The organism is Mycobacterium kyorinense (genome assembly GCF_001672775.1).
In the GTDB taxonomy this organism is placed as follows: Bacteria; Actinomycetota; Actinomycetes; order Mycobacteriales; family Mycobacteriaceae; genus Mycobacterium; species Mycobacterium kyorinense_A.
The window spans coordinates 1-15687 of sequence record NZ_LZKJ01000199.1 but is presented as its reverse complement, the minus strand read 5'-3'; the positions used below and the strand labels follow the sequence as shown (position 1 = coordinate 15687).

Below are 15687 nucleotides of genomic sequence, written 5' to 3'. Positions count from 1 at the left end.
GCCGGCGTAGGTTGAGGCCTACGCCGGCAACGGGAGGTTGCATGTACCAGAAGCGCCCACTGAAGATCGCGATCATCGGCGCCGGGATGTCGGGGCTGTGCATGGCCGTCAAGCTGCAACAGGCGGGCATCGACTCGTACACCATTTTCGAGAAGGCCGATGAGGTCGGCGGCACCTGGCGCGACAACACCTATCCGGGTCTGACCTGTGACGTCCCATCGCGGTACTACTCGTATTCGTTTCGGCCCAACCCGAACTGGTCGCATCTGCTGCCGCCCGGTCCGGAAATCCAGGCATATTTCCGGCAGGTGGCCGACGAACGAGCCATTCGGCCGCACATCCGGTTCGGCACCGACGTCACATCGGCCCGTTACGACGACGGGCGCTGGTGGCTGACCACCGCCGGGGGTGAGGAATCGTTCGACGTGCTGATCACCGCAACCGGTGTGTTGCGGGTACCCCGCTACCCGGAGATATCCGGACTGGAGACCTTCGCCGGTCCGGCGTTCCATTCCTCGCGGTGGGATCATTCGATTACGCTGCCCGACAAACGCATTGGGTTGATCGGCACCGGCTCAACCGGCGTGCAGATCACCGCGGAACTCGGCGGGCAAGTCCGCCAATTGACGGTCTTCCAGCGCACCGCGCAGTGGGTCTGCCCAATGCCCAACTTGCGTTACTCACCGCTGACGCGGGCGGCGCTGGGCCGGTGGCCGAAGCTCAATGAGGCCGGCTACCGCTTCTGGGGCTGGTACACGCGGTTTATGTTCGGCCGGGCGCCGATCCGTCCCGGCTTCCAGCGCCGGCTGTTTGCGGCTCAGTGCCGATGGAATTTGCGGCTCTCGGTACGCGACCGGCATTTGCGGGCGAAGCTCACGCCCCGAGACCAGCCAATGTGCAAGCGGCTGATCTTCGCGGGTCATTTCTACCGTTCCGTGCAGAAGCCGGGCGTCGACGTCGTGACCGACTCGATCGACCACATCGAGCCGCGTGGCGTCGTCACCTCCGATGGCAGGTTGCACGAGCTTGATCTGCTGGTCTACGCAACGGGTTTCGACGCCCGCGCCTACGTGCGCCCGCTCGTCGTCATCGGCGAGGGCGGGCTGACCCTCGACGAGGCCTGGGCCGAGGGCCCCAGGGCCTATCGATCGGTCGCGGTACCGGGTTTTCCCAACCTGTTCATGCTGATGGGTCCGCATTCGCCCATCGGCAACCAATCGTTGATCCCGATCGCCGAGGACCAAGCCGACTACGCAATGTGGTGGATCAACCAGATCCGCGATGGCCGCGTCGTTGCCGCCGCACCGACCGAAGTGGCCACCAAGGAATACAACGAGGACATGAAACAGGCGATGCCACAGACCATCTGGGTTACCGGATGCAACAGTTGGTATCTTGGCAAAGACGGCCTGCCCGAGTTGTTCCCGTGGACACCAGAGCGGCACCGCGACCTGCTGCGGCAGCCGCCCGAGCTCGCCGACTTCGACATCCGCACTGCCTGACCGACCAGTCAAGGACTCAGCGCAAGCAGCAGCCGCACGAGTTCAGCTTGACGGTGGGTGTCGGTTTTGTCGAAGACGTGCTGCAGATGCGTGCGAACTGTGGTCATGGAGACTGATAGCTCTTCGGAGATCTGCTTCAGGTCCGCGCCGTGCGTCATGCGCACCGCCACTTCAGCTTCGGCTTCCGTGAGCTGGTAAAGCCGCCGTAACAGTGCGGCGGTGGGTTCAGGTTCGTCCTCGGGGTCGACGATTAAGACCAAGGCCATCGGCTGCCTGAGTGGCTCATCGGCATCCCGGCGGTGCGAGGGCAGCACATGAATGATGTAGGGCCGCCGACCGGAGGGCCGCACGCAGACGAGTGACCGGCTCCCGCGAACGGCGGAGGTTCCGCCGGCCAGGGCTTCGTGTACGGCGCGTTGCAGCCCATGCTCGGCGTTCATATTGGTCGCGACGATACGTCCTGACCGCGTGCAAAGGCCATCCTCGGCGCGGAAGATCCGCTCTGCCGCGGAATTCAGGTTGATCACCAGTTGGTCGCGGGCGACGATGATCATTCCGTGCCGGACAACCTCAAGCGCTCCGGCCAGCTCAATTGCGCTGTCGGCCAACGCAGCCAGCTTGTCCTGGGTGCGCACCGCCTGCTGCAGGTGTTCGACGAGCCCATTCATCAACTGCACCCGTTCGGGGGTGTCAAAGGACTGTCGCGCTGACGTCACAAGGAAGGTCGTGGGGCGGTCGCTGCCGCCGGTCAACCTGACGAATAGCCCGTCTTCGAATTGGTTGGTGCGCATCCAGTCGGCGTAAAACTCATCGTTTCGATTGGGAACCAGAATTTCTGGGCCCGTCCGCACCGCCCCGACCGGTCCTTTCTTTACGGCGGCGACCACATAGTCCAGTCGGTGGTAGTAGTTCGCATAACTTTCAAGTGCCGCGACGGGGATGGTCGAATTGCGGAAAGACCAGGAGTCATCGCCCAGCAGAAGCGAGCCGCCTGTGGCGCCGAGCGCGCGATGAATGTCGCGTATCGCCGGCTCCCAATGTTGCGGAGTGACCGCCGCCGCGTAGATGCCCGAAACTAGGCGCGAGAAGTCCTCGACCGTGACCATCGCCTGGTCTCCGAGCCGCCGGTCAGCATCTGCATGTGCGGTCCCCTGGATGGAAGCCCGCCGCGAAAAGACGCTGAATCTCCGTCATTTGAATGAGGTATCGGACCTTCCATGGTGGTTGTCTTGCGATGTACTGATTGAGCATGAAGGGATCCGCACATGCTGCACGTATTACCGCGATCCCCGGGGAGACCCGATGTCGGGGCGCTGCGTCCCGCGGAAAGCTTCCGGAAGCGTTCTCCTACAACGGTCGTCGTTACCGAACAGGAAGTTGTCTTCAGCAGCGCGGCAGCACTGTCGTTGCCGCCGACGGTAACTCGCCGTCGCCGACTAAACGAAAGGCTGATTGCTGCGATTGGCCGCATGCTCACCCCGCTGCCCGAGCCACGACGGCACTACCCGCCGCGTGAACCGAATTATTTCGAGGCCGCGCGGATGTCTCGCGAGATGGACCGCCTATAGAGCCGGGCCAGCGCGGGCTGGCACCACCGCCTCGCAACTTCTCGTACCGCGTCTGTGTTAATCACTCGACTATTCCGCTGCCGCGCCAAGGTGGATAGGGTAATTGGCTACCCCAATCGAGTGACCAGTCAGGACGTCCCGGTCCGGTCGGCATACGATTTGCGCTTCGTGACGTCGACGTCCGAGCTGAAGACACGCTCGGTGCCCAGCGCACGGCCGAGTGCCTCGGATACCCGCTGCGGCACGAATCGCTGAGACTGCAGCACGACGCCCATCGACCGCGGAACCACCACGCGACGCTTCGGTTTGGCGATCAGCCCCGCGACCGCGTTGGCAACCTCCTCGGGCTCGGCGTTCCTGAGTCCCGTGGCGTGCCCGATGCCGGCGATCATCTCGGTGTTGGTCAACGTCGGCAGAACCGCCGAGAAATGAACGCCGCTACCACGGTTCTCCATGCGGACTGTGTCGGTGAATCCGAGCACCGCATGCTTTGTCGCGCAATACGTCGCGATGCCCGCCGTCGGTTGCAGGCCGCCCACCGAAGCGATGTTGATGATGTGACCGTGGCCGCGGGGCACCATGCGTTCGGCGGCCAGTTTGGTGCCCAGGATCACGCCGTAGACGTTCACGTCAAGCAGCCTCTTGGTGACGGCGTCGGCCTCGTCGATCGCGTTGCCCACCGCGATGACCCCGGCGTTATTGACCAATACGTCGATAGGTCCGAGTTGATCTTCCACGGTGTCGAGAAAATTGCTGAAGGATCGGCGTTGCGTCACGTCCAATCTGCCGTGAAGCTCGAGGCCCAACCGGCTGGCGGCGCCCCTGGCAGCGGGTTTGTCGACGTCGCCAATGGCGACCTTGGCGCCGAGGCCGTGCAGTACGCCGGCGGTAGCCAGGCCGATCCCGCGAGCCCCGCCGGTGATGACAACGATCTTTCCCGCGACAGACATAGGTCGCATCCTGTCATGCTCACCGCGCGCCGACACCCGAGTCGCGCTGCGGTAGGAATGACGGGTGTCCGATCCGACCGTGCTGTTGCTCTCGACGTCCGACACCGACCTGATCACCGCCCGTGCCAGCGGGGCGAACTATCGGTGGGCCAATCCCGCGCGCCTGCTGCCCGATGAGTTACCAGAGTTGCTCGACGGCGCCGACATCGCCGTGGTCCGCATCCTTGGCGGCTACCGCGCCTGGCAGGACGGCATCGACACCGTGCTGGCCAGCGGCGTCCCCGCCGTCGTGGTCAGCGGCGAGCAGGCACCGGATGCCGATCTGACCGAGCGATCCACCGCACCGGCCGGAATCGCCCTGCAGGCGCATCTCTACCTGGCCCAGGGTGGGATGGCCAATCTGCGCCAACTGCACGCCTTTTTGTCCGACACGCTGTTGATGACCGGCTTCGGATTCAACCCGCCGGCGAGCACGCCGACCTGGGGCTTACTGGAACGCGCGCGGGCAGAAACCGAGGGCCCGACGATTGCCGTGCTGTACTACCGCGCGCAGCAGCTCGCCGGCAACACCGCGTATGTCGAAGCGCTGTGCGGGGCGATCGAGGCCGCCGGTGGACAGGCGCTGCCGGTCTACTGCGCGTCGCTGCGCACCGCCGAGCCCGACATGCTCCAAATCCTCGGTAGGGCGGACGCAATGGTGGTCACCGTGCTGGCCGCCGGGGGAGCCACACCCGCGAAGGCGGCCGCCGGCGGGATGGATGACAGCTGGAACGTGGAACACCTCGCCGGGCTGGACATCCCGATTCTGCAGGGGCTGTGCCTGACCAGTTCCCGCCAGCAGTGGCACGACAACGACGACGGGCTCAGCCCACTGGATGTGGCCAGCCAGGTCGCCGTCCCCGAGTTCGACGGGCGCATCATCACGGTCCCGTTCTCGTTCAAGGAGATCGATGACGAGGGGCTGATCTCTTATGTCGCCGACCCTGAACGTTGCGCGCGGGTGGCCGGCCTGGCGGTCCGCCACGCACGGCTGCGGCACCTTCCGCCCGGCGAAAAGCGGGTGGCCGTGGTGTTCTCCGCCTACCCGACCAAACATGCCCGCATCGGCAATGCGGTCGGCCTGGACACCCCGGCCAGCGCCGTGAAGTTGTTACAGGCCATGCGCGAGCACGGGTATCACATCGGCGAGCTGCCCGGCGTCGACGCACAAGACGGTGACGCGCTGGTGCACGCGCTGATCGAACGCGGCGGTCAGGACCCCGACTGGCTCACCGAGGGCCAGCTGGCGGGTAACCCGATCCGGGTGCCTGCCAACGACTACCGCGCGTGGTTCGCGACTCTGCCCGCAGACTTCACCGATGCGGTGCAAAAGCATTGGGGGCCACCGCCGGGTGAGATGTTCGTCGACCGGGCTAACGACCCGGACGGCGAAATCGTCATCGCCGCAATGCAAGCCGGCAACGTCGTGCTGATGGTGCAACCGCCGCGCGGCTTCGGCGAGAACCCGGTAGCGATCTACCATGACCCCGATCTGCCGCCCAGTCATCACTATCTGGCCGCCTATCGCTGGCTCAACACCGGCTTCGGGGCCGACGCAGTCGTGCATTTGGGCAAGCACGGCAACCTGGAGTGGCTGCCGGGCAAGACATTGGGGATGTCGGCCGGCTGTGCATCCGATGCCGCTTTGGGCGATTTGCCGCTGGTCTACCCGTTTCTGGTGAACGACCCGGGTGAGGGCACCCAGGCCAAGCGGCGGGCGCACGCCGTGCTCGTCGACCACCTGATCCCGCCGATGGCCCGTGCCGAAACCTACGGCGACATCGCCCGGTTGGAGCAGTTGCTCGATGAGCACGCCACGATCGCCGCGCTGGATCCCGGCAAGCTGCCCGCGATCCGTCAGCAGATCTGGACGCTGATCCGCGCGGCCAAGATGGACCACGACCTCGGGTTGGCCGAGCGCCCCGAAGATGACTCGTTCGACGACATGTTGCTGCATGTCGACGGTTGGCTCTGCGAGATCAAAGACGTCCAAATCCGCGACGGCTTGCACATTCTCGGCCAACCACCGAAGGGCGAGGCCGAACTCGACCTGGTGCTGGCGATCCTGCGGGCCCGCCAACTGTTCGGCGGTGAACAGTCCGTGCCCGGACTGCGCCAAGCGCTGGGCCTCGCCGAGGACGGCACCGACGAGCGGTTGTCGGTGGATGAAGCCGAAGCTGCGGCCCGACAGTTGGTCACAGCGCTGCAGGACACCGGTTGGGACCCCGACGCCGTGCAGCGCCTCACCGAGGACGCCGACGTCGCGGCAGTATTGCGGTTCGCCGCCACCGAGGTGGTTCCGCGACTGGCCGAAACCGAAGCCGAGATCGACCAGGTGTTGAAGGCGCTGGACGGCCGGTTCATCGCGGCCGGGCCATCAGGCTCACCGCTGCGCGGACTGGTCAATGTGCTGCCCACCGGTCGCAACTTCTACTCCGTTGATCCCAAGGCGGTGCCGTCGCGGTTGGCCTGGGAAACCGGTGTGGCCATGGCGGATTCGTTGCTGGCCCGATACCGCGACGACCACGGGCAGTGGCCGCGGTCGGTCGGCCTGTCGGTGTGGGGCACCTCGGCGATGCGCACCGCTGGTGACGACATCGCCGAAGTGCTTGCGCTGCTGGGGGTTCGGCCGGTCTGGGACGACGCGTCGCGGCGCGTCGTCGGGCTCACCGCGATCCCGCTGGCCGAGTTGGGCCGGCCCCGCATCGACGTGACGGTGCGGATCTCCGGGTTCTTCCGGGACGCGTTCCCGCATGTGGTGACGATGCTCGACGACGCGGTGCGGCTGGTTGCCGACCTCGACGAGCCCGACGACGACAACTATGTGCGCGCGCACGCGCAGGCCGACGTGGCGCAACACGGTGACCAAAGGCGGGCCACGACACGCATTTTCGGATCGAAACCAGGAACCTACGGCGCCGGGCTGCTGCAGCTGATCGACAGCCGCAACTGGCGCGACGACGCCGACCTGGCGCAGGTGTACACCGCATGGGGCGGATTCGCCTACGGCCGCGAGTTGGACGGCTGCGCCGCGACCGACGACATGAACCGGGCCTACCGCCGGATCACCGTGGCCGCCAAGAACACCGACACCCGCGAGCACGACATCGCCGACTCCGACGACTATTTCCAGTATCACGGCGGCATGGTGGCCACGGTGCGAGCGCTGACCGGTCGGGCGCCGGCCGCTTACATCGGCGACAACACCCGGCCCGACGCGGTTCGCACCCGCACCTTGTCGGAGGAAACCACCCGGGTGTTCCGCGCCCGCGTCGTCAACCCGCGCTGGATGACCGCGATGCGGCGACACGGTTACAAGGGCGCGTTCGAGATGGCGGCCACCGTCGACTACCTGTTCGGCTATGACGCCACCGCGGGCGTGATGGCCGACTGGATGTATGAGCAGCTCACCGAGGCCTACGTGCTGGACAGCCAGAACCGCAAATTCATGGCCGAATCCAACCCGTGGGCGCTGCACGGGATGGCCGAACGGCTACTGGAGGCGGTCGGCCGCGGAATGTGGGCGGACCCGCAGCCCGACACTCTGGACAGCCTGCGCCAGGTGCTGCTGGAAACCGAAGGCGACCTGGAAGGCTGACCCGCTTTTTTGCCGCGAGCGTGCGTGTCCCCGGCCGACACGCCGAGCGTGCGGCCGGGAACACACACGCTCGCGGCGGAAGGTGCTCCGCCCGCCGGTAGGTTCGAGGCCATGGCCCCCACCTTTGCCGACCTCGCCAAGTCGCGCTACGTCCTGTTGACCACCTTCACTAAGGACGGCCGGCCCAAACCGACCCCGGTTTGGGCCGCCCCCGACGGCGAGCGGCTACTGGTCATCAGCCAAGAGGCGTCGTGGAAAGTCAAACGAATCCGCAACACGCCGCGGGTGAGCGTGGCGATCTGCGATCTGCGTGGCCGCCCGAAAAGCGAGCCCATCGAGGCGACCGCCACGATTCTCGAGAAGACCTACAACGGCGCCGTCTACGAGGCCATCGGCAAGAAATACGGCCTGATCGGCGCGGCGTTCAACTTTTTCAGCAAAATGCGCGGCGGCATGGAGAACAACGTCGGCCTGGAGCTGAAAGCGGCCAGCTAGCGCCGCTACGCCGACGCGTCTGCTCGCAGGTGTTCGCCGAAGAATGCAAAGACACGGGCCCAGGCGTCTTCAGTGGCAGCCTCGTTGTAGCCGAATCCGGCGATGCGCAGCAACGGCTGGGCGGGAAGTTTGTTGGCGAAGCTGTGGCCGGCCCGCGGATACACCTTGACGTCGTTGGTGACGGCATTACGGTCGAGCACCCGTTGCAGCCGTTTGGGTGCTCCGACGCCCAGCGGATCGCGCGCACCGAAGCTGGCCACAATCGGACACGCCCCGTCGAGTGTTTCGCTGAGATCGCGCGGCAGCGGCGTGCCATAGAACGGTGCAGAGGCGCCAAAACCCTTGGGCGACATCACCAATGCAAACTGCCCGCCCATGCAGAAGCCGGCGATGCCAACCCGGCCCGAACATTGCGGCAACGACTGCAGATGGTCACGGGCGGCCAGGACGTCGTCGAGCGACCGGCCCCGCTTGGTCAACAGTTCCCGCATCACGCGGGTGATGCAGCGCGCCCGGCCGCCGCGAGCGAACAGATTCGGCGTCAGCGCGACGTATCCCGCGGCGGCGATGTGCGCCGAGATCAACTCCTTATCGGGTCCGTAGCCAATCGCATCGTGAACCACCACGACACCCGGGAACGGGCCCTGCCCGTCGGGAATGTCCAGCAGCGCATCGATCGGGCCGGCAGGCGTGTCCATCTGGATGGTCGTCACATCAAGCATCTAACCGCGCAGCCGACGCCGACGGAACTCCCGCGCCGGACGGCAACGTTGGCATGACATGGTGTCGCGACTGTTTTTCGTCTACGTCGTCGTCGAGCTCGCGGTGGTGGTGGCGCTGGCGTCCACGATCGGGCTCGGCTGGACGCTGCTGGTGCTGCTGGGCACGTTCGTGATCGGCACGGCGCTGGCCGGTAGGCAACTCAAGCGCCAGCTCACCCGGGCGCGAACCGCCCCGGGCGGAGCCGTCACCGACAGCGCGTTAATTGCCCTGGGCACGATGCTCGTTGTGGTCCCGGGCCTGGTCACCACCGCGGCGGGTGTGCTGCTTCTGCTGCCGCCGACGCGAGCCGCCGCTCGGCCGCTCCTGACCGCGATGGCGGCCCGCCGCATCGGCCAGCCGCTGATCACCGTCACCACGCTCGGCGGCGACCGCGTGACGCGAAGTCCCCGCGACGACGTCATCGACGGGGAGGTCATCGACGTCACCGACGTGCAGCCGCCCGCCTTCCCGTCCCGCCACGACTGACCGCCCCATAGGTTGGCGGTGTGACGACGCTGCTGTTCAACGGGCGCATCCACAGCCCGAGTCATCCCGATGCCACCGCCATGGCCATCCGCGACGGCATCGTCGCCTGGCTGGGCAGCGACGACGTCGGCCGCGACCAGTTCGCCGATGCCGACGTCGTCGACCTCGACGGCGCCTTCGTCGCCCCGGCGTTCGTCGACAGCCACATCCACCTCACCGCCACCGGACTGACGCTCAGCGGACTGGACCTGCGCGCGGCCACCTCCCGCCAGCATTGCCTGCAGCTCATCGCCGACCATGCCGCTGCCCACCCCGAACAAATCGTGTGGGGCGACGGCTGGGACGAATCCACCTGGCCCGATAACACCCCGCCGACCACGGCCGACCTCGATGACCTGCTCGGCGAGCGGCCCGCCTACCTGGCCCGCGTCGACGTCCACTCGGCGCTGGCCTCGTCCGCCCTGCGCCGCCAAATCCCCGATCTGCCAACGGCCGCCGGTTTCGCCGACCAGCTGCCGCTGTCGGGGGACGCTCACAGCCTGGCCCGCGCCGTAGCCCGCGACCAGCTGACCGGCACCCAGCTAGCGGAGGCCCGGGCGGCGGCCCTGGATGCCGCCGCCCGGGCCGGCATCGTCGCGGTGCACGAATGCGCCGGTCCCGGCATCGGCGGCCTGACCGACTGGCAGGAGCTGCGCGCCACCGAGCACGGTGTCGATGTGATCGGCTACTGGGGCGAAGCGGTAACCAGTGCCGCGCGGGCCCGCGAACTGCTGGCCGAGACCGGCGCCCACGGCCTGGCCGGCGATTTGTTCGTCGACGGCTCGCTGGGCTCGCACACCGCCTGGCTGCACCGGCCCTATACCGACGCCCCGCACTGCATCGGCGACTGCCACCTCGAGCCCGACGCCGTCGCCGCGCACGTCCGGGCCTGCACCCAGGCAGGGGTGACGGCGGGTTTTCATGTCATCGGCGACGCTGCCGTGACAGCGGCAGTTGACGCGTTCGAGCAGGCTGTCGACGAGCTCGGGGTCGTCGCCGTCGCACGATGCGGGCACCGGCTGGAACATCTGGAGATGGTGACCGCCGAGCAGGCGGCCAAACTCGGCGCCTGGGGCGTGATCGCGAGCATGCAGCCCAACTTCGACGCGCTGTGGGGCGGCGACCAGAACATGTACGCTCGGCGACTCGGTGTCGAGCGAGCACGGCAGCTCAACCCGTTCGCGCTGTTAGCATCCCAAGGCGTGCCCCTGGCGTTTGGATCCGACGCACCGGTGACGGGCCTCGATCCGTGGGCAAGCGTGCGCGCGGCCGCTCAGCACCACAACCCGGACAGCGCGGTGTCCGTCCGCGCCGCGTTCGCCGCCGCCACCCGCGGCGGCTGGCGAGCCGCCGGAGTGCGCGACGGGCTGACCGGGACCATGACACCGGGCGCGCCGGCCTCCTACGCCGTCTGGGATGCCGGCGAACTCGAGGTCAGCGCACCATCCAACGCCGTCCAGCGGTGGTCCACCGATCCGCGGTCCCGGGTGGCCGCCTTGCCGCGGCTGAGCCACACCGAGGCGTTGCCGCGCTGCCGGCAAACCGTGCACCGGGGCGCGGTCATCTATGGCTAGGGGCAAGCGGCGCCGCCACGAAACCACCGAAATCATCCCGGCGATCGGTGACGACTACACCCAGGCCCCCGACGATTTCGACCAATCCGATGAGCCTGAAGCATCGCCCGACGACGATTCCGACCCGTCGAACCGCGCCGCGCGGTTCAACGCGGTAGTGCAGCAACGCCTCACGCAGGCGAGCATCGCGGCCCGCACACGACTGGCCGGCGCGAGTTCGGCGCTGCTGGCCCGGCTGCCCGGGGTCGGCCGTGCGCTCAAGCCCCGGCTCACCCGGTTGGCCGCCACGGTCGCCGCGGCTTTGCTGCTCTATGCCAGCTTTCCGCCGATCAACTGGTGGTGGGCCGCGGTCGTCGCATTTGCGGTGCTGGCCTGGGTACTGACCCGGCCCGCGACCACACCGGCGGGCGGCTTCGGGTACGGCTTCCTGTTCGGGCTGACGTTCTACCTGCCGCTGCTGCCCTGGATCAGCACCCTTGTCGGCGTGACGCCATGGATAGCGCTGGCGACGGTGTCGGCCCTGTTTCCGGGCATCTTCGGTCTGCTGGCCGTCGTGGTACGCACCCTGCCCGGGTGGCCGATCTGGTTCGCGACGGTGTGGGCGGCGCAGGAGTGGCTGAAATCGACCGTCCCGTTCGGCGGATTTCCCTTCGGGGTGGTCGCCTTCGGCCAGACCGAGGGCCCGTTCCTGCCGTTGGTTCGGCTCGGCGGCCCGCCGCTGCTGTCGCTGGCAATCGTGCTGATCGGTTGCAGCCTGACCGCCCTCGTCCTGGAAATCGCGGTCTGGTGGCAGAGCACCCGGGAGGCCAGCCGGAATCCCGAGGCCACCGAGCGGCCGCCCGCGGTGGTGTTGCCGGCGGTCTGCATCTGCCTAGCGTTCTTCGCCACCGTGGTCATCTGGCCGCAGGTCCGGCACTCCGGAACCGGGGCGGGCAACGAGCCCGCGGTGACGGTCGCGGCGGTGCAGGGCAATGTGCCCCGGCTCGGGCTCGACTTCAACGCGCAACGCCGAGCGGTACTCGACAACCACGTCCGGGAGACCCTGTTGCTGGCCGACGACGTGCAGGCAGGTCGCGCGCCGCAACCACAGTTCGTCATCTGGCCTGAGAACGCGTCGGACATCGATCCGTTGGCCAATCCCGACGCGGCCCAGCAGATCACGGTGGCGGTGGAGGCCATCGGGGCGCCGATCCTGGTCGGCACCGTGCTCGATCTCCCGAACCGGCCGCCGGGTGACTCGTCCTACACCAACACCGTGATCGTGTGGGATCCCACCACTGGGCCCGCCGACCGCCACGACAAGCAGATCGTCCAGCCCTTCGGGGAGTACCTGCCCTGGCCGTGGCTGTTCGGGCACCTGTCGGGATACGCCGCCTGGGCTGGCCACATGGTGGCTGGCCGCAGCACCGGAGTCGTGCATGCCGCCGGGATTCCGATCGGGGTGGCCACCTGCTGGGAAGTGATCTTCGACCGCGCCACGCGTGAATCGGTACGTAACGGCGCGCAGGTGTTGGCGATCCCCAGCAACAACGCCACCTTCAACCAGGCCATGAGCGAGCAGCAGCTGGCCTTCGACAAGGTGCGCGCCGTGGAACACGACCGATACGTCGTCGTCGCCGGCACCGTCGGGATCAGCGCCGTTATCGCTCCCGACGGCCGCGAGCTGGCCCGTACCGGCTTTTTCGAGCCCGCCTACCTCGACACCCAGGTGCGCCTCAAGACGGCGCTGACCCCGGCCACCCGCTGGGAGCCGATCGTCCAGTGGATCCTGGTGCTGGCAGCCGTCGGGGCGGTTCTCGGCGCAATATTGCAGAATGGATGGTTCCCGCGTCCGAGTCGTCGCCGATCCCGGCCGGCGAAGTCGGACGTGTTTGCGGAAGACACCGGCGATAGTCCGTCCGACCACCGCGACGAGGATCCGCTCGACCAGGGCGGCCGACATTCAGCCCGATGAGGGCCAGACAGAGGAGCCATATGACGGGCGACCGTCCCACCCAGCACACCGTGGTGATCATTCCGACGTTCAACGAACGCGAGAACCTTCCGCTCATCCTGCAGCGACTGCACCGAGCACGCCCCGACGTCCACGTCCTCGTCGTTGACGACAGCAGCCCCGACGGGACCGGAGAGCTCGCCGACGAGCTGGCCTCAGCCGATTCCGAGCGGATCCACGTGATGCACCGCACCACCAAGGACGGCCTGGGCGCCGCCTACCTGGCAGGGTTCGCCTGGGGCCTGACCCGCGGGTACTCGACGTTGGTCGAGATGGACGCCGACGGTAGCCACGCCCCCGAGCAGCTGCACCGGCTGCTGGAGGCCGTGGACGCCGGTGCTGATCTGGCCATCGGTTCGCGCTACGTCGACGGTGGAACCGTGCGCAACTGGCCGTGGCGGCGCATCGTGCTGTCCAAGGTGGCCAACACCTACTCGCGGCTGCTGCTCGGGATCGGTGTTCACGACATCACCGCCGGCTACCGCGCCTACCGGCGCGAGGTGCTGGAGAAAATCGACTTGAACGCCGTCGACTCCAAGGGCTATTGCTTCCAGATCGATCTGACGTGGCGCACGGTGCGCAACGGCTTCTCGGTCGTCGAAGTGCCCATCACCTTCACCGAGCGGGAACTGGGCGTGTCGAAGATGAGCGGCTCCAACATCCGCGAAGCACTGGTCAAGGTTGCCCAGTGGGGGATCAGCGGCCGCCTCCACCGACCGCGAGCGGGCGTGTCCCCGGTCGACACGCCGCACTGATTCCGGATCTGCGCACCTTCGCCCCGGCGCGCAGCGGGCGATCAGCTGCCGCGACGGCGCGTTTTGATCAAGTCGAGGCGCTCCTTGAGCAATTCCTCGAGTTCCTCCACCGACCGACGCTCCAGCAGCATGTCCCAGTGGGTACGAGGCGGCTTGACCTTCTTGGGCTCGGGTAGATCACCCTCGATCAGGGTGCCTTCCATACCGTTGCGGCACAGCCAGGTGCCGGGAATCTCCGCGTCGTCGGCGAACGGGACGTCGAACTCTTCACCGTTTTCGGTGCGGTACCGCGCAACCCGCCGCGGCGCCAGGTCGTGGTTGCGGTCGGTCTCGTAGCTCACGGCTCCGAGGCGACTACCCCTCAGGACACGATCAGCCATGGACCCCACTCCTTAAATCTCTGCGCTAAATCTCTTCGGGCTGAGAACGCTACGACGGACTATGTAGTTCCCAGGTGCGCTTGCCCCTCATCGACGGGCGAATGCGACGCGACCTTCCATGATACCGGGAGGCCGCCGCAGGCCGGGCTAAAGTCGGGCGCGTGACCCGTCGCACGCGACCGCAACCGTGCCGCTGGTGCGGTCGCGACGTCACCGACACCGGGATGGGGCGTCGCAGGCAGTACTGCCGGCAGTCCTGTCGGCAGCGCGCCTACGAGCAGCGGGCCTCGATGAATGGCGGGCCCGGCTCGGCGCTGCCGCCCGACTCCGTGGTGTTGTCCGCGGACGAGGCTGCCGATCTGTCCGACCGTGTCTACCAGGTGCGATGCGCAGCCGAAGACGTCGCAACAGCGCTCGACGAAGGAGCCGGCGCCACCGAGCTGCGTGAGCTCTGCGACACGCTGATGCGAGCGGCCAGGGCAGCCGACGGGTGGCGCTGACCGCGATAGTCCGAGACTAACCGGAGAACAGGTACAGTCGCGCCATGGATCGCTGGGCTAGGCCGGAATAGGGGAGGACCGAGCCCGCGGAACTGTCGTGACGTGGCTCGTCACGTCAGAGGTCGCGTCCCGCGTTCGGCGGCGACCGGCGTTAAGCGAGAGGTAAACAATATGGCTGACCAACTCCAGCATGCGACCGAGGCGCTGCGCAAAGCGCTGGTCCAGGTGGAGCGGCTGAAGCGCAAGAACCGCGCACTGCTGGAACGGTCCGGCGAACCGATCGCGATCGTCGGGATGTCCTGCCGCTTTCCCGGCGGAGTGGATTCCCCCGAGGGGCTGTGGGACATGGTGGCCGACGGCCGCGACGTGATGTCCGAATTTCCCACCGACCGCGGCTGGGATCTGGCCGGGCTGTTCGATCCCGATCCCGATGCGCCACACAAGTCCTACGCGCGAGCCGGCGGATTCGTCGACGACGTCGCCGGTTTCGACGCCGGCTTCTTCGGAGTGTCGCCCACTGAGGCCCTGGCCACCGACCCCCAGCATCGAATGCTGCTGGAGTTGTCGTGGGAGGCGTTGGAGCGGGCCGGGATTGACCCCACTGGGCTGCGGGGCAGCGCCACCGGGGTGTTCGCCGGGATCATCGTGCAGGGCTACGGCATGCTCGCCGAAGAGATCGAGGGCTACCGGCTCACCGGCATGACATCGAGTGTCGCCACCGGACGGGTCGCCTATGTGCTGGGCCTGGAAGGGCCCGCGGTGTCGGTGGATACCGCGTGCTCGTCGTCGTTGGTCGCGTTGCACATGGCAGTGCAGTCGCTGCGCTCGGGGGAATGCGACCTGGCGCTGGCCGGGGGAGCGACGGTCAACGCGACACCGACCGTGTTCGTCGAGTTCTCCCGGCACCGGGGTCTGTCGCCCGATGGTCGCTGCAAGCCCTACGCGGGGGCCGCCGACGGGGTCGGCTGGTCCGAGGGTGGGGGGATGTTGGTGGTGGAGCGGCTCTCGGATGCGGTGCGGTTGGGGCATCCGGTGTTGGCGGTGGT

11 protein-coding genes and 2 pseudogenes are annotated in these 15687 nt (G+C 67.3%); 9 read left to right on the top strand and 4 right to left on the bottom strand.

The window, feature by feature from the left end; all coding sequences use genetic code 11:
* Positions 1-41: 41 nt before the first annotated feature.
* Entirely contained in the window at positions 42-1502 is a 1461-nt protein-coding gene (locus A5707_RS21555; RefSeq protein ID WP_065016467.1) for a flavin-containing monooxygenase, read from the top strand.
* An 8-nt stretch (positions 1503-1510) separates the two neighbouring features.
* Here A5707_RS21555 and A5707_RS21550 read toward each other — a convergent pair whose 3' ends face one another.
* Entirely contained in the window at positions 1511-2608 is a 1098-nt protein-coding gene (locus A5707_RS21550; protein ID WP_065016466.1) for a helix-turn-helix transcriptional regulator, read from the bottom strand.
* A gap of 590 nt (positions 2609-3198) precedes the next feature.
* A complete protein-coding gene (locus A5707_RS21545; protein ID WP_082969617.1) occupies positions 3199-4020 on the bottom strand; it encodes an SDR family oxidoreductase in 822 nt (273 codons plus the stop codon).
* 64 nt (positions 4021-4084) lie between these two features.
* Between A5707_RS21545 and cobN the strand changes: the two genes are divergently transcribed.
* Complete coding sequence (cobN, locus tag A5707_RS21540) at positions 4085-7657, top strand: cobaltochelatase subunit CobN (protein WP_065016465.1); 3573 nt, start codon at positions 4085-4087, stop codon at positions 7655-7657.
* 111 nt (positions 7658-7768) lie between these two features.
* A complete protein-coding gene (locus tag A5707_RS21535) occupies positions 7769-8152 on the top strand; it encodes a PPOX class F420-dependent oxidoreductase (RefSeq protein WP_065016464.1) in 384 nt (127 codons plus the stop codon).
* A 5-nt stretch (positions 8153-8157) separates the two neighbouring features.
* Here the strand turns inward: A5707_RS21535 and A5707_RS21530 are convergent, their stop codons facing one another.
* On the bottom strand, positions 8158-8865 hold the full coding sequence (locus A5707_RS21530) for a dienelactone hydrolase family protein (protein ID WP_065016483.1): 708 nt from the start codon (positions 8863-8865) through the stop codon (positions 8158-8160).
* Between the two features lie 67 nt (positions 8866-8932).
* Between A5707_RS21530 and A5707_RS21525 the strand changes: the two genes are divergently transcribed.
* The 4 genes and pseudogenes from A5707_RS21525 to A5707_RS21510 all read left to right on the top strand — a co-directional run.
* Positions 8933-9400 carry an FxsA family protein gene (locus A5707_RS21525; protein ID WP_065016463.1) on the top strand — a complete coding sequence of 156 codons (468 nt, stop codon included), beginning with the start codon at positions 8933-8935 and terminating at the stop codon, positions 9398-9400.
* Positions 9401-9480: 80 nt separating this feature from the next.
* Complete coding sequence (locus A5707_RS21520) at positions 9481-11013, top strand: amidohydrolase (protein WP_082969616.1); 1533 nt, start codon at positions 9481-9483, stop codon at positions 11011-11013.
* Positions 11006-12676 (top strand): annotated as a pseudogene (lnt, locus tag A5707_RS21515) (apolipoprotein N-acyltransferase); the annotation flags it as partial. The gene A5707_RS21520 and the pseudogene lnt, both read left to right, overlap by 8 nt.
* 261 nt (positions 12677-12937) lie before the next feature.
* Positions 12938-13761, top strand: a pseudogene (locus tag A5707_RS21510) (polyprenol monophosphomannose synthase); the annotation flags it as partial.
* Positions 13762-13802: 41 nt separating this feature from the next.
* Here A5707_RS21510 and A5707_RS21505 read toward each other — a convergent pair.
* Entirely contained in the window at positions 13803-14141 is a 339-nt protein-coding gene (locus tag A5707_RS21505) for an RNA polymerase-binding protein RbpA (RefSeq protein ID WP_065016459.1), read from the bottom strand.
* Positions 14142-14302: 161 nt separating this feature from the next.
* Here A5707_RS21505 and A5707_RS21500 point away from each other — a divergent pair, with 161 nt between their 5' ends.
* The gene (locus A5707_RS21500) at positions 14303-14641 is read left to right on the top strand and encodes a hypothetical protein (protein ID WP_082969615.1); all 339 of its coding nucleotides are present in this window, start codon (positions 14303-14305) and stop codon (positions 14639-14641) included.
* A 171-nt stretch (positions 14642-14812) separates the two neighbouring features.
* Positions 14813-15687: beta-ketoacyl synthase N-terminal-like domain-containing protein (locus A5707_RS21495; protein WP_082969614.1), on the top strand; the 875-nt coding region annotated here is incomplete at its 3' end.

Bases quoted from the DNA above. Each gene is read 5' to 3' on its own strand.
- A5707_RS21545 (WP_082969617.1), bottom strand. From the start codon at position 4,020: ATGTCTGTCGCGGGAAAGATCGTTGTCATCACCGGCGGGGCTCGCGGG.
- A5707_RS21550 (WP_065016466.1), bottom strand. From the start codon at position 2,608: ATGGTCACGGTCGAGGACTTCTCGCGCCTAGTTTCGGGCATCTACGCG.
- A5707_RS21525 (WP_065016463.1), top strand. From the start codon at position 8,933: ATGGTGTCGCGACTGTTTTTCGTCTACGTCGTCGTCGAGCTCGCGGTG.
- A5707_RS21505 (WP_065016459.1), bottom strand. From the start codon at position 14,141: ATGGCTGATCGTGTCCTGAGGGGTAGTCGCCTCGGAGCCGTGAGCTAC.
- A5707_RS21520 (WP_082969616.1), top strand. From the start codon at position 9,481: ATGGCCATCCGCGACGGCATCGTCGCCTGGCTGGGCAGCGACGACGTC.
- A5707_RS21555 (WP_065016467.1), top strand. From the start codon at position 42: ATGTACCAGAAGCGCCCACTGAAGATCGCGATCATCGGCGCCGGGATG.
- A5707_RS21535 (WP_065016464.1), top strand. From the start codon at position 7,769: ATGGCCCCCACCTTTGCCGACCTCGCCAAGTCGCGCTACGTCCTGTTG.